Origin of the sequence: Paenibacillus sp. FSL R10-2778 (genome assembly GCF_038593035.1) — a bacterium.
Taxonomy (GTDB): Bacteria; Bacillota; Bacilli; order Paenibacillales; family Paenibacillaceae; genus Paenibacillus_AQ; species Paenibacillus_AQ odorifer.
Genome location: NZ_CP151956.1, coordinates 4998047 through 5020824 on the forward strand (window position 1 = coordinate 4998047; position 22778 = coordinate 5020824).

Annotated in this window: 13 protein-coding genes; 1 reads left to right on the forward strand and 12 read right to left on the reverse strand. The window is 43.7% G+C overall.

Annotated elements, in window-relative coordinates; all coding sequences use genetic code 11:
* Nucleotides 1-91: 91 nt before the first annotated feature.
* From adhE to NST40_RS22640, 9 genes are all read right to left on the reverse strand, one after another.
* The gene (adhE, locus tag NST40_RS22600; protein ID WP_036682925.1) at nucleotides 92-2713 is read right to left on the reverse strand and encodes a bifunctional acetaldehyde-CoA/alcohol dehydrogenase; all 2622 of its coding nucleotides are present in this window, start codon (nucleotides 2711-2713) and stop codon (nucleotides 92-94) included.
* 408 nt (nucleotides 2714-3121) lie between these two features.
* The gene (locus NST40_RS22605; RefSeq protein ID WP_076129626.1) at nucleotides 3122-4588 is read right to left on the reverse strand and encodes an extracellular solute-binding protein; all 1467 of its coding nucleotides are present in this window, start codon (nucleotides 4586-4588) and stop codon (nucleotides 3122-3124) included.
* Nucleotides 4589-4720: 132 nt separating this feature from the next.
* A complete protein-coding gene (locus NST40_RS22610) occupies nucleotides 4721-5593 on the reverse strand; it encodes a carbohydrate ABC transporter permease (protein WP_036682930.1) in 873 nt (290 codons plus the stop codon).
* Nucleotide 5594: 1 nt separating this feature from the next.
* The gene (locus NST40_RS22615; protein ID WP_076129625.1) at nucleotides 5595-6515 is read right to left on the reverse strand and encodes a sugar ABC transporter permease; all 921 of its coding nucleotides are present in this window, start codon (nucleotides 6513-6515) and stop codon (nucleotides 5595-5597) included.
* Between the two features lie 117 nt (nucleotides 6516-6632).
* Nucleotides 6633-7961 carry a response regulator gene (locus tag NST40_RS22620; protein ID WP_342410014.1) on the reverse strand — a complete coding sequence of 443 codons (1329 nt, stop codon included), beginning with the start codon at nucleotides 7959-7961 and terminating at the stop codon, nucleotides 6633-6635.
* Between the two features lie 19 nt (nucleotides 7962-7980).
* On the reverse strand, nucleotides 7981-9774 hold the full coding sequence (locus tag NST40_RS22625) for a histidine kinase (RefSeq protein WP_076184180.1): 1794 nt from the start codon (nucleotides 9772-9774) through the stop codon (nucleotides 7981-7983).
* A gap of 2648 nt (nucleotides 9775-12422) precedes the next feature.
* Nucleotides 12423-13061, reverse strand: coding sequence for a beta-phosphoglucomutase (gene pgmB, locus NST40_RS22630; RefSeq protein WP_076130680.1), 639 nt, complete (start codon nucleotides 13059-13061; stop codon nucleotides 12423-12425).
* A gap of 32 nt (nucleotides 13062-13093) precedes the next feature.
* Nucleotides 13094-15376: a glycosyl hydrolase family 65 protein gene (locus NST40_RS22635; protein WP_342410015.1), complete on the reverse strand. Its 2283-nt coding sequence runs from the start codon at nucleotides 15374-15376 to the stop codon at nucleotides 13094-13096.
* Complete coding sequence (locus NST40_RS22640) at nucleotides 15373-17679, reverse strand: glycosyl hydrolase family 65 protein (protein ID WP_076278119.1); 2307 nt, start codon at nucleotides 17677-17679, stop codon at nucleotides 15373-15375. The genes NST40_RS22635 and NST40_RS22640 overlap by 4 nt, the downstream gene beginning before the upstream one ends.
* Nucleotides 17680-18101: 422 nt before the next feature.
* On the opposite strand from NST40_RS22640, the gene NST40_RS22645 reads away from it, so the two are divergent.
* The gene (locus NST40_RS22645) at nucleotides 18102-18827 is read left to right on the forward strand and encodes a Crp/Fnr family transcriptional regulator (RefSeq protein ID WP_036682945.1); all 726 of its coding nucleotides are present in this window, start codon (nucleotides 18102-18104) and stop codon (nucleotides 18825-18827) included.
* Nucleotides 18828-19006: 179 nt separating this feature from the next.
* On the opposite strand, the gene NST40_RS22650 is transcribed toward NST40_RS22645, so the two are convergent.
* Genes NST40_RS22650 through nirB form a run of 3 tightly spaced genes read right to left on the reverse strand, consistent with a single transcriptional unit; the run spans nucleotide 19007 to nucleotide 22627 of the window.
* Nucleotides 19007-19798: a formate/nitrite transporter family protein gene (locus NST40_RS22650; RefSeq protein WP_076130683.1), complete on the reverse strand. Its 792-nt coding sequence runs from the start codon at nucleotides 19796-19798 to the stop codon at nucleotides 19007-19009.
* Between the two features lie 52 nt (nucleotides 19799-19850).
* The gene (gene nirD, locus NST40_RS22655; RefSeq protein WP_076218891.1) at nucleotides 19851-20171 is read right to left on the reverse strand and encodes a nitrite reductase small subunit NirD; all 321 of its coding nucleotides are present in this window, start codon (nucleotides 20169-20171) and stop codon (nucleotides 19851-19853) included.
* 32 nt (nucleotides 20172-20203) lie between these two features.
* Nucleotides 20204-22627 (reverse strand): nitrite reductase large subunit NirB, encoded by a 2424-nt coding sequence (gene nirB, locus NST40_RS22660; RefSeq protein ID WP_076278121.1) that lies wholly within the window; start codon nucleotides 22625-22627, stop codon nucleotides 20204-20206.
* Nucleotides 22628-22778 lie beyond the last annotated feature (151 nt).

Consider the following 22778-nt stretch of genomic DNA (forward strand, 5'->3'; position numbering starts at 1 on the left):
TATAAATAGACTGTGACAAATATCACCTTTCCGGTGATATTTGTCACTTATATCTAATCCACAACCATCCTATTATCTACTTAACCAAATATTAATTATCAAATCTTCCGTAGAAAGCATTACGATATACATCTGCAAGTTCAGATACCAGTGGCAGCTTAGGATTGGCAGTTGTACATTGATCTTCAAATGCACGGTCAGCCAAGTAATCTACATGGGATTCAAAATCCTTAGGATCAAAGCCCAATTGTTGGAAGGATTCTTCGATACCCAGTTTTTTGTTCATGTCGCGAATAGCATTGATCAGGCTAGTTACACCTTCTTCAGTTGTGCGAGCTGGCAATCCCAGAATACGGGCGATTTCTGCATAACGCTCGTCAGCTACGAAGTGTGAATATTTAGGGAACGAAGCGAACTTCGTAGGTTTCTTAGCATTGTAACGAATAACGTGTGGCATAAGGATCGCATTAGTACGACCGTGAGCAGTGTGATATTGACCGCCCCATTTATGCGCCAAGCTGTGGTTAATACCCAGGAAAGCATTAGCAAAGGCCATACCAGCAAGTGTTGATGCGTTATGCATTTTTTCACGGGCAACTCTGTCGCCTTCAAGAGCCGATTTTTCAAGGTATTGGAATACCAATTGGATTGCTTTAATTGCCAGACCATCCGTGTAGTCACTCGCCATAACAGATACATAAGCTTCGATGGCATGTGTCAATACGTCCATACCTGTATCAGCTACAGCAGTTTTTGGCAAGCTATATACGAACTCTGGATCAATGATAGCTACGTCTGGAGTTAGCTCGTAGTCAGCCAAAGGATATTTAGTGTGTTGTTCAGTTGTTTTATCGGTAATAACTGCAAAAGATGTTACTTCCGAACCTGTACCCGAAGTAGTTGGAATCGCTACAAACTTAGCTTTGTTTCCAAGTTTAGGGAATTTGTAAACCCGTTTACGGATATCCATGAATTTTTGTTTCAGACCGTTAAAGTCAGCGTCTGGATGTTCATAGAATAACCACATTCCTTTTGCAGCATCCATTGGGGAACCACCACCAAGTGCGATGATGCAGTCCGGTTGGAATCTGTTCATCATTGCTGTACCTTTTTCAACTGTGGTTGTCGATGGATCTGGTTCAACTTCCGAGAACACTTCGATCGCTACAGGAGTTTGGCGTTGACGCAGGTAATGTTCAACTCTCTCAACATATCCAAGCTTAACCATCATTGGGTCAGTGATAATTGCGACACGTGTGATATCAGGCATTTTGGTTAGGTACTGAGTAGCGCCTTTTTCGAAATAGATCTTGTCAGGTACTTTAAACCATTGCATATTCACGGTACGACGATTCACCCTTTTCACGTTGATCAAATTAATTGCTGTAACGTTTTGCGACACGGAGTTACGACCATAAGATCCGCAGCCCAGCGTCAACGAAGGGATGTTAGTGTTATAGATATCGCCGATCGCACCATGAGTGGAAGGCGAGTTAACGAGAATACGTCCTGTTTGCAGACGGTTGGAGAACTTCATGATTACTTCTTCATTGTTGGAGTGGATAGCCGAACTATGGCCCATACCACCAAATTCAACAACTTGTGCTGCGCGTTCAATACCTTGATCTGCGTTTTTAACTTTGTAGCAAGCAAGCACAGGACTCAATTTTTCAGCGGACAATGGATATTTAGTGCCTACACCTTCAAGTTCTGCTACCAGAATCTTAGTGCCGGCAGGAACTTGAATGCCGCACATTTCAGCAATTTTCACTGCGGATTGTCCAACGATTGCTGGATTAACCGCACATTTATCAACGTTCATAGCGCCGCTAGTAAGTTTGGCGGCTTCTTCTTTGTTAACAAAGTAGCAGCCATTAGCGATCATTTTCTTTTTCACTTGATCGAAGATTGGTTCTTCGATAATAACAGCTTGCTCGGAAGCGCAGATCATACCATTATCAAATGTTTTGGAAAGAATGATGTCCGTTACGGCTTGATCGATATCCGCGCTCTTTTCGATGAATGCAGGTACGTTACCAGGACCTACGCCAAGAGCTGGTTTACCACAGCTATAAGCTGCTTTTACCATTGCAGAACCGCCAGTTGCAAGAATAAGTGCAACGTCAGGGTTATTCATCAAAGCGTTTGTTTTGTCCATCGTTGGCATTTCAATCCATTGGATACAATTCTCAGGTGCGCCAGCTTTTACAGCCGCATCATGAAGAATTCTAGCAGCTGCTGCACTACACTCTTGCGCAGATGGGTGGAAACCGAATATAATAGGGTTCCGTGTCTTAATCGAAATCAACGCTTTAAACATCGTGGTGGATGTAGGGTTGGTTACCGGTGTGATACCCATTACAATTCCGACGGGCTCAGCAATTTTTTGGAAGCTTTCATAAGCATTGTCTTCAATAACGCCTACTGTTTTATCGTATTTAATTCCGTGCCAGATATATTCTGTCGAGAAGATGTTTTTAGTAATTTTGTCTTCGTAAACCCCGCGGCCAGTTTCTTCTACAGCCAATTTAGCGAGGTACATATGTTTGTCGAGTCCAGCCAACGCCATTGCATGAACGATTGTGTCAACTTGCTCTTGATCCAGCGCCATGAATGCCTCATGTGCTTTTTTCGCTTTATCCACCAAAGTCTGAATATACTCTTCAGCGGTAGTTTGTTTAACTTGGGCGGCGACTTCGTTCTTAACTGCCATCTCCCTCGTCCTCCTGTCAATTTTTAGGTTGTTTTTCTCTACACATTTATCTTATCACATCATTTCCACCTTGTATAGTGAAATCTTTCACAAAGTATAAAGTTTTTTTGATTTGTTTTCAAAGCGCTTTCATTCGATCATATTATAGGTGTTTTACCATTATTTATGCTGTATTATTCCTTAAATCTAAAGTTTATGTTTAAAAAGACAAGAACCGATACCCATTTTCTACCTTTCCGCTCGCAAAAATATTTTAAAAATGCAAATCTAATTTTGTTGACACTCTATTTTTCCCATGACCCTCTAAAAAATAGTCGGGAGCCATCCGTTGGGTTGATTTATAAAAATATCAATAATATAAACATAAAAAAACCGACTCCTAAAGGAGCCGGTTCTGTCCTTCCTTGCCTATTCTACTTTAATTGTATCGAAGAATTTCTCTTGCACTGTTTTTGCAGCAGCTTCAAGCTGTGTCTTGGAATCTGTTCCCTTTTTGGAGAACAGCTCTTGAATTACATTGGACATGGTTGCGTAGTAGTCCTGTGTATTGTATTGCGCTTCCGGTTTACCGTCCAGCAAGCCTAAAATATCAGGGCTGTATTGATATACATTTGTATATTTATCATACACAGCTTTTGTTTTCTTGCCGAAGTCAGAATCTGCAGAATAGTAATCTAAGAGCGGCGGAATAAAGTATTTGCCATCCGTTGTACGTTGTTGCAGAACCGCATCCAGTGCTTCTAGACCTTTATCGGAGAAGTAATCAAATGTAATATAACGGAATGCCATTTCTTGCTCGTCTGGTGTTGCATTTGGATTGATTACAAGGTAGTCACCACCAAGTACCCCAGTGTGTTTTCCGCCTTTTTCCATCGCAGGCATTGGATACGTAAGTACATCTTCTGGTTTCAGACCGCCTTGATTCAACGCTTGCTCAATAACACCGTCAGATCCAGCCATTACCATTGCTGTACGACTTTGTTGGAATGCGCCTACAGCATCACCCCAGCCCAGTGCCCAGTCCTGAGGAATCGCGTTTGCTTCCCATCTAAGTTTCTTGTAGAAATCCAGCGCTTTAATCCCAGCCTCAGAATTAAAAGTAGCTACAACCTTACCGCCTTCAATCTTCTGAATTTCACCGCCAGCTTCGAACAGGAAGTTGGTCCAGTTCCAGCCTGCTTCATTCCCTTTACCCATTGGAGCAATACCGGAAATCCCTTTTTTGGTATCAGCTACACCTTTCGCGGTATTCAGCATATCATCCCAAGTCCAATCCATAGATGGAACAGCAACGCCTTTTTCATCCAGCATTTTTTTGTTGATCATTGTGGTTGTTACATAACCCTTTTGAGTTACGCCGAATACTTTTCCGTCAATGATAAATTGATTTTGGAGAACCGGGTTAATTTGATCCTTAAATTCGTATTTATTCCACAGATCCGTAATGTCAGCTACCCAGCCTTTTTCAACTAGGAATTTTGCTTCTGTAGCGTAAGTGTTAAAGAAGGTTGGAGCTTCATTCGCTGCCATTTTGATGCCGATTTCACTTACATTGTACTGCCAATCGTCTTTGACGATTTCAACATTCGGATACTCCTCTTGGAAACGTTTGATCTTGTCATCTTCCTGTGCTCTAACTTCGGTTAGGTCAGGGGTTGGATAGTGAATTTTGATGGTCACTTTTCTTTGTGTGATATCATCAGTTGGCGCTGCTGTAGCACTGCCAGCATTATCTGTTGCAGCATTCGTTGGCGCAGTAGTCGCTTCCCCTTCCTTGTTTCCTGTTGTGTTTCCGTTATTGTTGTTACCGCCGCATGCGGTTAACAATGATCCGGCCACAAGGAGGCTTAGTAGCACGCTAGAGTACTTACGCATTGAAACTCCCCTTTTCAATTCATAGTTATCTTACATATCGATCATAAAAGAGAAATCGTTTACAAACGAGGTGCATTTATATTCCTTTCATGTGCATGTTTACGATCCGTGACTAAATTCGTCGATCCGCGCTTATCCCTTAACTGCTGATAATGCGACGCCACGCATAATGAACTTTTGGAAGATCAGGAAGACAAGGATCGGCGGCAACGATACGATAAATAGGATAGCGAATTTAATATTCGTATTAAGTGCCTTTACATTAATAACGTATTTATAGATTGCTGTCGCGAGCGTATATTTCTCTTCACTGTGCATAACCAGAGATGGCCAGAACCAGTCATTCCATGCAGTAGAAAAGATAAAGATCGCCAGCGTAGCAAATATCGGAACCGACAATGGCACTGCAATGGAGAAAAAGCTTCTCGGCTCAGAGGAGCCGTCAATCCGCGCGGCTTCAAAAATTTCAGGATGTATCCCATCAAAAAAGTTCTTTAAGAGTAGAAAATAGAATGTATTCGCACCAGCCGGCAGCCAAAAGGCAGCGTACTGATTCAGTAATCCAAGCTCTTTTAGATTGACAAAGTTGGGAATCATGTAGCTGGTCGCCGGAATAAATAATGTCATCAGGAAAAAGAAATAAATTGCCTTTCTGTAAGGAACATTCATACGAGAAATGCTGAAAGCAGACATTCCCAATACGACTAGTGTCACGACCATATTCCCCACAAAAATATAAATAGTGTTCTTAAGGAACATCAGCAGATCAATGTAGTTCATCGCTTCTTTAAGGTTGCTGAAGTGCCATTCCTGCGGGAAAAAATGCGGTGGGAATGAGTTCACCTCTTGATTCGATTTCAGTCCGTTAAATAACGTCATACAGATCGGATACAGCATGCTAAACACCATAATCAAAATAACCACGCACATCAAGCCATAAACGATCTTATTGCTTGTTTTTTTCAAATCATGTTCTGAGAGAATCCCTCTATCTGCGCTCTTCATCTTAGTTGTCCTCCTTGTTAAGCTTGAACTGTAAAATGCCCAAACCACCTAGGACTATGAACATTAGCATGCCAAGCGCAGTCGCTGTTCCATAATCGAGTCGCGTAAAAGCATATTTTACGATCAGCAGCGCATAGGTAAGCGTAGTATTATTCGGCCCACCATCAAGCAGCGCCATTTGTGACTGATACCCTTGTGAAGTCCCGATAATCTGTAATATAAACATCAAAATGATCAAATTACGTAGCGAAGGCAATGTGATGTACTTTATACGTGCCCACACACCCGCCCCATCAATCTCAGCTGCTTCATACCAATCCCGCGGAATGCTGAGTACAGCAGCCAAGTATATTAACATCCCTGATCCAAACTGCTGCCACGTCTCCATAAAAACAAGGGAAATCATCGACCACCTTGTATCTGTCAGGAAGGCAACCTGGTCCACACCAAGCGAGCTTAACACTGCATTGATTGGGCCCACAGGATCATAAAGCCATCTCCAGAGTCCATATAGCACCACACCAGGCATTACAAAAGGTAGGTAAGCCGCTACCCGCACAAAGCCCCCAAACCTTCTCAGCTCCGAGATCATAATAGCAAAAGCAATCGGAACCCAGAACCCGATAATAAGACATAGAAGCATGTAATACCCTGTATTTTTTAACGCGGTCAAAACATCCGGATCACTAAGGGCTCTAGCATAGTTCTCAAAGCCAACAAAGCTATTCCCTTTTACAAAATCAACATGGTAGAAGCTGTACAACAAGCCTTTAAAAATTGGCACCCACAAGAACATTACAAAAATAATCACAGCAGGTACGAGGAACATATATCCCCAAAAGTTTTTCTTCCAGCGGTTTTGCTTGTAAGGTGTACCCTTCAGCGCCGGCGGATTTTCGGATACAACTGCGGTTTGATTCATCAGGCTCCCTCATTCCATTTTTCTTTCAGCATTTTTCGCAAAATGCTTCCTACCTTAAATTGTAGAAAATGAGGGTTGTACTGAACATGTCTAAATCTACCGAAGTAGTATGTGTTTTTACTTCTTCAATTCACTGGGGCTAATCCCATAATATTTTTTGAAAATTTTACTAAAATGCTCCGGTGATTCATAACCTACACGCTCGGCGATTTCGTATCTGCGAAGATCTGTGTTCAAAATCATCACCCGGCTTTCTTCCATCCGCAGCTTAATTACATATTCCCACAGGTTGTAACCTGTATTTTTCTTAAACAGATAGCTCAAATAATTGGGGCTGACATGGTTTTTCTTAGCCACTTCATGGATGGTTAATCCTTTTTGCGCATAGTTCTCGTCAATATACTCTCTCGCTTTCTCTACAATCAGATTGCTGCGTGTATGAAGCTCTTCTACTGAAGGATCGGTTGTGTAGCTGTTCCAATTAAAATCCCCGTAGTAAAACACATAATGGTCATTGTGTTCATTATTCCAGAGAATGGCTTTGGAGGCTTGACGGTTCAATACAGCCATAAAAGAAAGACCCTTGAGAATCTGGCTGATGCCGATAACTGCATTTAAGTGCAGATATTTTTGAATATTAAAATGAAGACTACGGCCAAGGATATCTAGCCTATTAATTTGGCTGGCAGACGAATCTTCATAGCTTTTTTCATCCCACTGAATAATGATCGTAATCTCTTCATCCTCTGCGTAAAAGGCTGTCGAGTTCCACTCCTGATCCATCAGCTCTTTGGCGATATTCAGCGCGGCATAACAAAGAAGCCGTCTGTCCCGCAGGGTGTAGTGCTTCTCCTGATTCATTCCATCCAGAGGTACCTTAATTTTTAAGACGGAAAAATACGGCCCTTGCAGCTTCAGGTTATCCAGCTTTTGCAAGCGTTCTGCATCACACAGTACACCTTCAGGCTCAATGAGCAGCTCATTCAATAACTTGCTGTATTCCGGAAGCGGCTCTTCCAGCCGAAAGCTTTCGTTAATTCCTGACATGAAAATATCCAATTCTGGTGATGGTTTCCCCATCTTAAGCAGCACATTTCGCACCGAATCCAGAAATTGCTCACTGTTCAAAGGTTTGATCAAATAATCCTTCGCTCCAAGCCTAACGGCCATTTGCGCATATTGAAACGTCTCGTGTGCAGAAATCACGATGGTCTGTACCCAGGGTTTGGCCAATTTTGCATGCTGCATTAGATCAATCCCGCTCATTGCGCCCATCTGAATATCAGTAACGAGCAGGTCTATTTCCTCCATCCGAATGCAGTCCAGCGCTTCAAAACCACTGTTTGCTGTATAAATATGGTCTATGTTTAACCCCGAAGAAGCTAATAAATTGCTCAGCCCTTTACAAATCAAGGGTTCGTCATCCACAACTAATATATTGAACATATCTGTATGCTCCCCTTCCTTAGTCCTGATTCTCTGATTTCGGAAGCTTAACCGTCACCAATGTACCGCCCTCTTTACGAGGGGTATAGCTGATGCCATAATCAGAGCCGAAGTGTAAATGAATACGCTGGTTAATGTTGCGAATCCCGTAACCGCTGGCCGGATTTGGACTGTCGTCATTCAGCACAGCTTCGATGGCCTGATAATCAACAGTCTTATAGCCATTATCTTCAATCGAGATCTCGACGGTATCGTCCACACAAACTGCGCTAATGATGATTTCCCCATCCTCGCCCATATTTTTGACACCATGAATAATAGCATTCTCAATTAACGGCTGCAGGGTAATTTTAGGAATTAGATTTCTTTTCGTATCTGGATGAATCTCCATTACTACACGAAATATATAATCATACCGGTGCTGCTGCAGCTTGATGTAGGCCGTTGCATGCTCCAGCTCTTCTTCAAGGCTAATCAGCTCCCTTCCCCGACTGAGGCTAATCTTCATAAGCTTGGATAATTCCTTGATCATCTCGGCGGATTCAACGTTACCTTCCAGCGAGCTTTTCCAGTAAATACTCTCCAAAGTGTTGTAGAGCAAATGCGGATTGATCTGCTGATAGAGCAGTTGAAGCTGTGATTCCTTCTGTTTTAGCTCCATCTGGTATTTATAAGTAATTAGTCCATTTAGCCTGCGGGCCATGTCATAGGTAGATCCAATCAGCACACTGACCTCATCGTTACTCCCTCTTTTTGGCGTCTCAGGGACACGATTGCCTGGCTCAAACTTCCGGACGAAAAAAGCTAACTTTTGCAAAGGCGTCATTAATGAACGCCAGAAATAAGTAATCATGATTAATCCAAAAACAGCATAGGCCACAGTTATGTATTGAATCACACTTTTCATTTCGTTTTGTTGCTGCAGCAGCGCTTTTACGGCGATTTTGTAGACTAGCTTCTGTCCTAAGGCATGGTTATTATTGACCACATAAATAAAATCCGAGGTAATAACATCCACGGTTCCCTCCAAATCCTCAGCAACGACCGTCTCCGGCAGCGTAATGATCTCACCAGTATTATTCGTAGTAGAAGCGAGTACACGATTATCCAGATCTGTTAAGTAAATATCACCATCAGGCAACGATATGGATTTAAGGGATTCTCCGATTTTTGCGTCCATTTTGGTAATGACTAAAACCCCAATGGTCTCAGCTTTTCTGGAGATGTTATTGACAGCTCTCATATAGGTAAGAGTCTTCAAGTTTTCTGCTTGTGCACTTAGCTTCCCTGTAAATTTTAGAGATCCGCGGCCCTTTTTCTGGACAACCTCCTCGAACCAATAGGGCTCTTCCGCTTTAGAAAAGAAATATACCCCCGCCTTCTTAACCTGTGGGAAATTGGGTGCAAAAAAATAATAATCCTCGGGATCGTATATATAAAGGGAATAATAGATGCCGTCCCCACGCTCCGCTCCCTGCGAGTAACTGACCAACAGCTTCTCTATCGTCTCATAACGTTTAACCCGCTCCAGAATGGTATCCGAACCCGTCATATTAATCTGTTGAATCAGAGGATTTTGAATTACAGTGGTAGTAATTTTATTTACGGTATCGATATCTCGGTTAATGATGGTGAAGTTTTGCTTGTTCAGCTCTACATAAGCATTCGTCACATGGCGCTTCAGAATTTGCTCAGCCTTCATATTCCCGTAAATGTTCAAAAACAGAATCGGCGAGATCATAATCAGAAACAGCAGGATAAGCTGTTGTTTGACGTTTAGCTTCAAAATCGGCCTAATCAGCCTAGACAACATCGAGATACACCTCCGGGTTCAATAACTATATCAAAGTGATAAACGCTTACATATGTTTATTTTAAAGTTTTTTATGTTCATTTGTATGTAGTTTTTTCTGTTGGGCGAATTTGTGAGAGAGGGAGTCATGGGGTCATTACGAGGAAACTTTGGACTTCCGGCCGCTGTTGTCTCCAGATTTTTTGATTTATACCGCTACTGGCGGATAAAATCCGGAGACAAAGGCGGACGCTTCCGCTCCTCCAGTTCCAAATTTCCTCTCCATGATCTTCCTCCCTTTCTAAAAACCGCAAACAGAAAAAAGGGGGGGCGGCGTAAAGATCACTGCGTGGGGCTAGGAGGAATGATCTCTATATGGAAGAAGTGCGATGTATGTTCTTGAACACTTTAATACTCAAGTACTTCAATACTTGAATGTGCTTTGTTGTTGGGCGTCTGGATTACTTGATGTGCGATGGTGGTGCTTATTGTGCGTTGGATTGCTTGATGTGCGACTTACTACTTATTCGGCGTTTTGCATTCCCACACACACTCTTCACGATGAGCGATCGGACTCAGATACATCTATTGGGATGATTTTTGGCTTTTACAGGGAGGTTCGGACTCCAGAGGCGTTATTCGTTCCAAACATGCGCGATACGAGGGCTTTTCGAGCCATTAGCGACTATGGAGTCCGATATCTTCTCAAATGAGCGTAATTTTGGCTAATAGCGACTATGAGGTCCGATACACTGTCCGAGCTTTTGACTAACGTTCTGAATGACTTAATATACGGCTAATAGCGACTATGGGGTCCGATCACCGTCTGAGCTTAAGACTAACTATCTGAATTACTTAATGTGCAGCTCAGCTACTTATTCGGCGTTTTGCATTCCCACACACACTCTTTACGATGAGCGATCGGACTCAGATACAGCTATTGGGATGATTTTTGGCTTTTACAGGGAGGTTCGGACTCCAGTGGCGTTATTCGTTCCAAACAAGCGCGAAACGAGGACTTTTCGAGCCAATAGCGACTATGGGGTCCGATACACTGTCCGAGTTTTTGACTAACGTTCTGAATTACTTAATATACGGCTAATAGCGACTATGGGGTCCGATCACCGTCTGAGCTTAAGACTAACTATCTGAATTACTTAATGTGCAGCTCAGCTACTTATTCGGCGTTTTGCATTCCCACACACACTCTTCACGATGAGCGATCGGACTCAGATACAGCTATTGGGATGATTTTTGGCTTTTACAGGGAGGTTCGGACTCCAGTGGCGTTATTCGTTCCAAACAAGCGCGAAACGAGGACTTTTCGAGCCAATAGCGACTATGGGGTCCGATAGGATCGCAAATGAGCCGGATTATTACTTATAGAGACTATGAGGTCCGATACACTGTCCGAGCTTTTGACTAACGTTCTGAATGACTTAATATACGGCTAATAGCGACTATGGGGTCCGATCACCGTCTGAGCTTAAGACTAACTATCTGAATTACTTAATGTGCAGCTCAGCTACTTATTCGGCGTTTTGCATTCCCACACACACTCTTCACGATGAGCGATCGGACTCAGATACAGCTATTGGGATGATTTTTGGCTTTTACAGGGAGGTTCGGACTCCAGAGGCGTTATTCGTTCCAAACATGCGCGAAACGAGGACTTTTCGAGCCAATAGCGACTATGGAGTCCGATAGGATCACAAATGAGCCGAATTTTGGCTAATAGCGACTATGGGGTCCGATACACTGTCCGAGCTTTTGACTAACGTTCTGAATTACTTAATATACGGCTAATAGCGACTATGGGGTCCGATCACCGTCTGAGCTTAAGACTAACTATCTGAATTACTTAATGTGCAGCTCAGCTACTTATTCGGCGTTTTGCATTCCCACACACACTCTTCACGATGAGCGATCGGACTCAGATACAGCTATTGGGATGATTTTTGGCTTTTACAGGGAGGTTCGGACTCCAGAGGCGTTATTCGTTCCAAACATGCGCGAAACGAGGACTTTTCGAGCCAATAGCGACTATGGAGTCCGATATCTTCTCAAATGAGCCGAATTATTACTTATAGAGACTATGAGGTCCGATACACTGTCCGAGCTTTTGACTAACGTTCTGAATGACTTAATATACGGCTAATAGCGACTATGGGGTCCGATCACCTTCTGAGCTTGAGACTAACCTTCTGAATTATTTACTGTGCGACTTGCTGCTTGTTGTGCGTTTGGATTACTTAATGTGCGGTTTATTACTTATTCGGCGTTTTGCATTCCCACACTCTCTCTTTACGATGAGCGATCGGACTCAGATACAGCTATTGGGATGATTTTTGGCTTTTACAGGGAGGTTCGGACTCCAGTGGCGTTATTCGTTCCAAACAAGCGCGAAACGAGGACTTTTCGAGCCAATAGCGACTATGGGGTCCGATAGGATCGCAAATGAGCCGGATTATTACTTATAGAGACTATGAGGTCCGATACACTGTCCGAGCTTTTGACTAACGTTCTGAATGACTTAATTTGCAGCTAATAGCGACTATGAGGTCCGATAGACAGTCAGAGCTAGCTAAATACAGAGACTTTGCACAAAAAAAAGACCGCCCCCAAAATCATCCGCTACTTTGGAGTCGGTCCCATGTTCATTTAGAGCTTTAGTCTGTCAGCAGCTCATACAATCCTTTTACGACCAGATCAGCTTCCTTCAGCACCTCAGGTTTGCCGATACCTACAACCTTCATCCCAGCAGCTTTACCTGCTTGAACGCCTGCCTCAGCATCTTCAAACACAACACATTCATCCGGCTGCAAGCCTATCTCCTGAGCCGCGATCAGGAACACCTCTGGGTCCGGTTTGGCTAGTGACACTTTGTTGCCGTCAACAACTGCATCAAATAAGTCTGTAATGTTCAGCTTATTCAAAATAAACTCAGCGTTCTTACTGGCTGAACCTAACGCAATCCCAATCCCACGTGATCTCATTCCTGTCAGGTATTCTTTCACTCCAGGCAGCAGCTCCGATTCCTCGAGCCGAGAAATGTATTCTACGTACAGGCGGTTTTTCTTCTCCGCCATTGCCAGCTTCTCTGCTTCCTTAAATTCCAGGCCACCCACTTCCAGCAGGATATCAAGCGATCTCATCCGGCTCACACCTTTAAGCCGTTCGTTATCCTCCTCCGTGAATTTAAAGCCAAGCTCATCTGCAAGACTCGCCCACGCCAAATAATGATATTTGGCTGTATCTACGATCACGCCATCCAGATCAAAGATGGCGCCTTTCATATTTTCCAACATTGATTTGCTTCCTCTCCGTTGTGTATTAATATTTATAATCCCGTTTCGTCAAAGGCCAGTCGAAGGGTCTCACCTGCGGAGCAAGACTTGCCTTCTCCGCCTCGCACCGAGAATACTAAGTCTCCACTGTAATCAGCAGCTGTGATCACAGTGACTTCATCCTTTCTGATCCGCAGTTGGATGGTATCGCCGCGCAGGGTAACCGGAAGCTGAACGGACTGCCAATGTTGCGGCAGAGATGGATTGATGTGCACAACCCCTCCATCGTAGTCCAACCCAGCGAAGCCAAGAACCGCAGCCATCCAAGCACCACCATTCGCAGCCGGATGAGTCCCTCCGATGTAGAGATCCCCTACATATTGCTTAGATTCGCCGGTGAGATCGACGGTAGCCGTACGCATAAAATACGGATAGCCCCAATCCGGTGAACCAATATCAGCAGCTACCAAAGCGTAAATACAAGGGCTTAAGCTTGATCCGTGTTCCGTACGCGGTTCGTAAAATTCCCAGTTCGCTTGTTTCACTTCCTTGCTAAAGGAGTGCTTGAACAAATTCAGCATCAACACAACGTCTGCTTGTTTAAGTATGGTTGTGGTGGTAGCTAAGCCATTGCCGCCGCCAAAATACTCATTTTTATTAAGCACACGTGATTTCAGTTCTGTTAGTTCTACATCCTCCAAGGTGAGGTACCGGTCGAATTGTTCAATAACAAGACTGGCAGGATCAGGCTGTGGAACATAAAAGCTATCCAGCATCGTTTTGAACTCCTTCAGGAATGGCCCTGAGCTAAACTGAGCGGACAATTGACTGTAGTCCTCAGGATACTTCTCTTGCAGCAAGGCTGCCGTACGCAAGGCAATCTCAAGCGTCTCTTTAACCAGTGCATTCGTAAAAGCATTATTGTTCACACGCTCATGATATTCATCCGGACCTGTAACATCCAGAATCTCAAACCGCTGTTTAACCGAATTATAGTAAGCGTAAGAGTAGAAAAAGCGAGCGCATTCCCAGATCACCTCTGCTCCTCCACTAGTAAGCAGACTTTCATCGCCTGTGAATTGAACATATTTCCAGATCCCATGCACAACGTCACCACTGATATGAACCTGCTTATCGCGGAAATAGGTGCGCATCGGCCGGCCTGTAAATACATCATTCACATTAAACAAAGTACAGGCATCGTCTCCCGTATCCTGACTTTCCCAAGCATAAAATGCGCCCAAAAATCCATATTCCGCTGCCTTACGGCGTGCACCATCCAATGTATGAATCCGGTACATCATCAAGTTCCGCGCTACCTTAGGATCACTGTGCAGGAAAAACGGCAACATAAACATTTCCGTATCCCAAAATACAGCTCCCTTATATACCTGACCCGATAATCCCCGGGCTGGAATAGACACCTTCTCCGAAACTGTAGGCGCAATGATTAACAGCTGATAGATACTATATCTCAAGGCAAATTGGGCAGCTTCATCACCTTCGATGATTACATCACTGTGTGACCATCTCTCATCCCATATCAGACGGTGAGACTTAAATAACGCCTCATAACCCAGCGCCTCAGCAGCATGGACAGATTTAACAGCTTCCGTCTCCGGCTGATCAGCATCAAGTCCAGTATAGACTGCTACACACTTAAACCATTCATACGTCTCACCCGCACGGGCATGAAAAGAAATCCGGCGAACAGCAGCCCCATCTTCCAGTAGCTCCTCACCAAAACTGAATACCGCCCTCTCCGCCACAACAACCGGAATCTTCAATTCTCCGCTGACAGATGAAGAGATCAGCACCTCGTCCTTCAATTGCACCGTTTGTCCGTAGAGATGAGGTCCATTGATATCCCACACATCTAAGTCAATTCCCGTCTCAATGACTACTCGGCAGTCTTGTGTGCTGCGAATAGAGTATTTACTAACGAGCAAGTGAAGATTATCCTGGCTTACGAATCGATCTGCGGTAAACGTCAACGTCCCTCCGTCAGATACAGCATATTCAGTGCTCCGATGATGAATGGCATTTCGGATATTTAGCTCCTGAGTATGAGCGGCCGGTTCACGGTCAAGCACACTTAAGAGCTGATCATTACAGAAAATCTTGGTCAACAATCCATTAGGGGCATTAACGGGTTCTCTCCATTTGTCTCCTGCTCTGTCATATAGACCTGCGAGGGTGACAGCTACTAGCTCGGTTTTGCTGAATTCCTCCAGTGTGCCGCGATATCCCATGTAGCCGTTGCCTAACATATATTTGTTACCGTTTGTCGTCACCAGCTGTTTATCAAAACAACTATCCTTTGCGGTCCAATTCATCCTGCCAGCATCCCTTCGCCTAGCGGAAGCGTCTTCCCGGAAGCATCCACTTTAATCGACTGTCCGTACACTATAATTTCGGTACTTCCACCATTAACCGCAGTGATTGTTACTGAATTTTTGTCCACCACAATTCTCAGAAGCACTCCTTCATACAACACTTGGAAGCTATATTCATCCCAGCGTTCTGGCAGGGTTGGCTGAAAGGACAGACGCGCTCCATCCGAACGCATTCCGCCAAAGCCGTAAACAATATTCATCCAAGCAGCAGCAATTGAGGTAGTATGCAGCCCTTCACGGGTATTGCGGTTATAGTTGTCTAAATCCAGTCGAGTAGCAAATTCAAAAAACGAATATGCTTCCTCGGGTTTGCCGATTTCACTTGCCAAAATGGAATGGATCGAAGGTGACAGCGAAGACTCATGAATACATCTAGGCTCGTAGTATTCGTAGTTCGCCAGCTTCGCTTCTTTAGAGAATTGTCCGCTGTACAAGAACATAAACATAAGTACATCCGGCTGCTTAATCATGTCATAGCGATACAAACGATCATATGACCAGTTCGAATATAATGGGAATTCTGTTACCGGAATCGAATGAATATCAATATGTGGCATATCGAAGAACCCATCATGCTCTTCATAAACTCCTGTCACTTCGTCAACCGGAATCCGCATATGCTGCGCCTTATTTTCCCAATCGGTGAGTTCCTCGTCATGAAGTTCTGTTTTCTCTACCACAGCTGCAAAAGCAGCAGGAGCCTGTTCTTTCATCTCCCGAAGAGTCTCTAGGGTGTATTCAAAAGATTGTTGAGCCATCAGATTAATGTAACAGTTGTTATTGACCATCAATTGGAACTCATCAGGACCCATTACGCCAAAATAACCATATTCCCCGCTGCGTTGCCCCCATTGACCACGTGTAGCATAGAATCTGCTGATCTGAATCAGCATCTCAGCCCCTTTACTATGCAGGAAGCTTTTATCACCGGTATTTTTGACATAATGCCAAATGCCATAAGAAACAGCAGTCCCTACATGAAGCTGAAGATTAGAGTGCTGCCAGAGATCACAGCTTTCTGTTCCATCTATAGTAGCAATAGGATAACAAGCTCCCTCACAATCCACCTCTTTAGCGCGCTGCATAGCCTGTGGCAATGTTTTATATCTGAATTCCAATAAGCTCCGGGCAGCCTTTGGATTATTGAACATATAGAACGGTAAGCAATAGGATTCTGTATCCCAAAAAGCCAACCCACGATATACTTCCCCCGTCAGCCCTTTGGCACCAATATTAAAACCGGGATGATCGCCATGATAGGTCTGATAAAGCTGGAAGATACAGAAACGAATACCCTGTTGATTCTCAGGATCGCCCTCAATTCGGATATCACTTGTCTCCCAGATGCCCTTCCAATAAGCTGTCTGATCAGCGATTATTTGAGTATCCGTCAATTGGCTTGCGGTTTCAGCAAGAGACAGACCTTTGCTCCACAGCTCTTCATCTGTATGGGCAGAATCACTATCCGAATAGTTCATAACCAGTTTGGTAAAATAGGAGACTTCTCCTTTCGTAAGGTTGAGGGTGAAATTTTGTCCAATAAACTTATCACTCTCAGTAGCAGTGAGCTGTAACGGCTGCGAGGATTGTAAGGTAAAGCTTGAGAACAGCTTATTCCCAGTATTCACTGTACTCGCCATAATAGCAGAGGACGCTCCACTTACTCCGCTGCGGAGACTGTTCCACATACATTCGCCGCGTTCTTCATGAATAATGCCGAAATCAAGACCTGCACAAATGTCCACGCTCCCCGAGAAATTAAGGGGTTCAAATTCCACCCGCTGCAACCCCAAATGAGACATAGTCATGCTGACCAGACGTGTAAAGACTACTTTTAGTGACTTGCCATCGTTTAGATGCCAGATTAGCTCTCTCCGATACGTACCCTTACGAAGATCCAACCTACGCACATAATCCGTTACGTTACTTTTTGCTAAATCAAGCTGTTCACCATCTACAGATAGACGTGTATACAGCCAGTCCACTGCATTCACCATATATCTCAGCGAGCGAATAATCCCTTTGTAGTGATTGCCAATATCCAATTGTTCATTTAATCCATTAAAATAACTTCCTTGCAGGGTGTCACCTGAATACCCTTCCTCTGCATATCCCCGTACACCCATATATTCATTACCCAATGAAAAAATAGATTCCGAAGTCCGATTTCGCTCTGGATCAAAGCCCTCTTCAATAATTGCCCACGGATCAACCTTAAGATATTTGTCTGCTACTTTAGCCATTTATGATTTCTCCTTCTCCTGATTTTTGCTCCAATTTCAGGATATCGCTGCATAGCAGTAGAGCCAATGTCCGACCGTAATGAAGATGTGTGCATTTATACGGAGTTGAGATAAAACTAATTTCTTGAACATGAATTTCAACTGTGTTATATGTTACAATCTAACGGGGACGCAAAAAAACAGCGATTAACCCAGTATTTGAGAATAATGGATAGCCGCTGTTCATATATCATAAACGTGAGATCACTTACTCTTTTTTAGTTAAAAAGAATATTACATCGAACACTTTAGAAGTGAAATTTATCACAATGTTGAAAATTCGACACTTTTAAACGATTTTTTATAACCAATTCGAGGGATTTTCAAGGTATAATTAATTTAAAATTTACTGAAAAACTGAGGGAATAAAGGGGATGTCGATTATGCTAAAAGAACATTACAATGTTATCGAAGCCCACGGAAATACAAACTGTTTCTCCGAACAGAATTTCAACAGACTTCTAGTTACAATGAAAGAGCGCATAGTTCCAGAGGGTTCACATCTATTCTGGGAAGGCGACTACTCGGATAAATTGTTTTATATCAAACGTGGACGTGTGAAATTAACTAAATCTACTGATGAAGGTAAAGAACTCATTCTTTATATGTATCAAGCTGGTGATATGGTAGGTCAAGCAGATCCATTCTTCAGCACTAAGCATAGCTTTACAGCCGAAGTGATTGAAGAAAGTGAAGTTGGCGTCATCGAACAAAAGGATCTAGAAATTCTCATCTGCCAACATTGTGACTTTGCTATCGACTTTATGAAATGGATGGGTATTCATCACCGTCTCACCCAAACTAAATTCCGTGATCTAATGATGTACGGCAAACCAGGTGCACTCTGCTCCACGCTCATTCGTCTTGGCAACACCTACGGTGAGAAGAGCAGCGACGGTGAGAATATCCTTATCAACAAAAAAATTACGCATACAGATTTGTCCAACATGATCGGTGCCACTCGTGAAAGTGTTAACAGGATGCTGAGCGACCTGCGTAAAAAAGATGCTGTTGAGTATGAGAACGGTATGATTGTCATCAAGGACCTTGGCATGCTGCAAGAAATTTGCCACTGCGAATTGTGTCCGAACGAAATCTGCCGGATCTAATTCCGTTATAATATACCCTCTATTCACCTCAATGAAACATACATGACCCAATTATTCTGCATAATATAAAATAGAGTGGTCCAAGGCGCCTAATGCAGGTGTCTTTTTTTTATATTCAACAAAAAAAGAGCTAAACCCAAGATTTGTTCAGCTCTAATATAGTTAATTAAAAATGGATCTTAACGGTTGTTGCGAGCACCACGCACTGGTGAGATCACCCAATAGGCCATACCGACGAATACGCCTCCACCAATGATATTCCCCAAAGTTACAGGGATCATATTATGCAGCCATCCAGCTATCGTAATGGTTTCCGGATGATTTGGAAGCAACACAGCAACACTAAGCAGAGTCATATTAGCCACACTATGCTCATATCCGCTTGCGATAAAGGCAAACAGACACCACCAGATTAAGATTAGCTTAGCAGATTCACTTTTAGCGCGTGAGGACATCCATAGCGCTAAACAGACCAGCCAGTTACATAGGATTCCACGAAAAAACAGCTCAGAGAACGGGAGACTCATTTTTTTAGCAGCAGCTGTAAAAATCAAATGCTCCGGCGGCGCAGCACTGAACAACCCAGTCCCACGAATTAAAAGTGCTAAAATCACTGCACCTACCACATTCCCGATGAATACAAGAATCCAGTTCTTAACGGTATCCCAGATACTGGTTCTGCCTGCCAGTGTACTTACAGTAAAAAACATATTATTCCCGGTAAACAGCTCTGAGCCTGCAAATACTACAAGCGTCAGGGCGATGCCGAAGGATGTGCCCATAATAAGCGGTTGGAAAGGAGATTTGGCAGCCGCTAGCGGTGCTCCTAGGGAGAAAATAAGGATAATCCCAATGCCTACATAAGCACCTGCCAATAGGGCTGCTAGAAAATATCTTGGCAAGCTTTCATTCATTTTGTCCCGCTTACTGACTGCCGTCTCTACGATGCTCTCCACACTTTGCGTAAACATAATACTCCACCCCACCGTTTTCTATTAAATCTATTACTACACTCTTCGGTGTCTACATGCTCACTGTAACTTTCTCTCCGTCCAGTGTGACTGGATAAGTCACCACACTACCTTGGTCTGGTGCCTGCACCTCACCCGTGCGCAGATCGATTTTCCAATCGTACAGTGGATCGTACAGATAGTGACCTGACACGATCCCTTCAGCAAGCGGGCCCCCCTTAGGATGAGGACTGCGATTCTCTACTGCATAGATGGCTCCGTCAGAGGCACGGAACACAGCCAGTTCAACATTTCCAGCAATCACTACGCGGCCAATTTGCAGCAGGAAATCCTGTACTGATCCTATTGCATACGTTTGTGTGGTCTTATTCATTGGTCTCTCCCCTTCTGTGTGCGTTATATCCGCTAGACTCTTGTTTCTTCAAAAAGCGCAGTACGAGTGCTGCTGTCATTGAGCATTTTTTTCCAAGGATCCGTAACCTGAGTCAGAGCAAAGTCAATCCGTGCGGCCAGCTCTTTGCGGTTATCTTCATTATTCAAAATGACCATTTGAATCTGCTCAAGTCCCATACGCTCAACCCACTCGGAGGTTCTCTCCAAATAATTGCCGGTCTCACGGTAATATTGCATCACAGCGGAGCACACTTCGATCAACTCTTCATCGGTCTTTATTTTGCAGAAGGAGTCAGCGATCCGTGGCTTGATCCCACCGTTACCACCGATAAACACTTCCCAACCGCCATCATTACCGACGATGCCAATATCCTTCGTACAGGATTCCGCACAGTTACGCGGGCAGCCGTTGACAGCTATTTTAAACTTGGCAGGAAAATCAAGACGTTCATACTTACGTTCTATGAGCGCGCCCATTCCCAGCGAATCCTGTGTGCCGAAACGGCAGAACTGTGAACCCACACAAGTCTTAACGGTACGTAGCGACTTAGCATAACCATAACCTGATGGCATATCGAGCTCTTCCCATACTTTCGGCAGATCCTCTTTTTTCACCCCGATTAGATCCAGGCGTTGCCCACCAGTCACCTTAACAACTTTCACATCATATTTAAGGGAGACATCAGCGATTTTCTTCAAATCCTCCGGTGTCGTTACCCCGCCGTACATGCGTGGAATAACGGTATAGGTTCCGTCTTTCTGAATATTGGCTCCCATACGTTCATTAACAAAGCGTGATTCCTTCTCGTCTTGATGTGTATCCGGATTTATCATCCCCAGATAATAGTTAATCGCCGGACGGCATTTAGAGCAGCCTTCCTCTTGTTTCCAACCCAGTACATGCATAACCTCTTTAGTAGTACTAAGACCTTTAGCTGTAATCTCAGCAACAATCTCATCCCGGCTAAGCGTTGTGCAACTACAAATTCCTTGCTTGGCAGACTGCTCAAAACTATCACCCAGGACAAATTGTAAAATTTGTTCTACAACCGGTTTACAACCTCCGCAAGAGCGCGTCGCTCCTGTACATGCTTTTATTTCGTCCACAGTAGTAAAACCATTTTCTATGACCGCATCCACAATCGCTTTTTTCGTAACCCCGTTACAGCCACAAACGATTTCTTCGTCCGCCATCGCTTCTACGGATGTGCTCTTTTTGGCTCCATTTCCGCAGCAGCCCGTACCCATAACCTCTGTATAAATTTCATCGGTCATTACAGCGCCTTGTTTTACTAACTTTTGCAGGTTAGCCGACTCTGTCACATCCCCGAACAGGACTGCACCAACAATGACATTGTCTTTGAGCAGAATTTTCTTATAGGTTCGCTTCCATTCATCTTTGCTTGAGATTACAGCATGTTCAGGAGAATCCATAAACTCACCTGCAGAAAATACATCCACTCCGGAAATTTTTAATTTGGTGGAGACAACAGAACCTTCATATGGGTTTGTATCGCTTCCGCAGAGATGTTTAGCTAGAACCATCCCCTGCTCGAATAGCGGAGCTACTAATCCGTAACAAACTCCGCGATGTTCGGCACATTCGCCAATGGAATATACATTTTGCATAGAGGTCTGCAGATAATCGTCCACTACAATCCCACGATTAACAGCAATTCCGCTTTCTTTTGCCACAGTTATATTCGGTTTGATGCCTACAGCCATAACTACAAAATCAGCCGCAAGTGAAGTGCCATCACTAAATTGTAATCCACTTACTCTCTGTTCCCCGGTCAATTCTACTGTTTGTTTGCCCATGGCAAATTTCACGCCTTGACGCTCTAGCTCAGCTTGCAACATAGAGGAGGCATTACGATCCAGCTGGCGCTCCATTAGATCTTCCATCAGATGCACTACAGTAACGTCCATGCCAAGGTTCACAAGACCCTTTGCCGCTTCCAAGCCAAGTAAACCCCCGCCGATTACCGCCGCTTTGTTGTATTGTTTAGCCGCAGCCAGCATTGCATCACAATCTGCAATATCCCGGAAACCCACAACGCCTTCCTTATCACAACCAGGTACAGGTAAAATAAATGAATTCGAACCCGTTGCAATAATCACTTTATCGTAAGAAACAGCCATACCGTTATCCGCAATTACTTGCTTAGAATGCTCGTCAATTCGTGTAACTGTTGTTGCTGTATGCAAGGTAATGTTGTTATCTTCATACCAATTCCAGTCGTTTAGGATGATATCGTTGATGGTTTTGCTGCCTTCGAGAACATAGGACAACATGATCCGATTATAATTGGGATGAGGTTCGCTTCCAAAGACCGTAATGTCATAAGCTCCACCTAGCTTCAATATTTGCTCTAGCGTACCTATGCCTGCCATACCGTTGCCGACTAATACTAATTTTTCTCTCTTCGCTGCCATGGTTAGGTGCCTCCTCATTCTTATCCGTTTGTTGAACTTTGCTTCAACTTCTCTTCTACATAATGGAATTATACATTTCAAAATTTAAGAGAGATTGTGATTACAGTCACATTAAATGTGAATGTTTTCACATAAAAATGAGACAACTTTA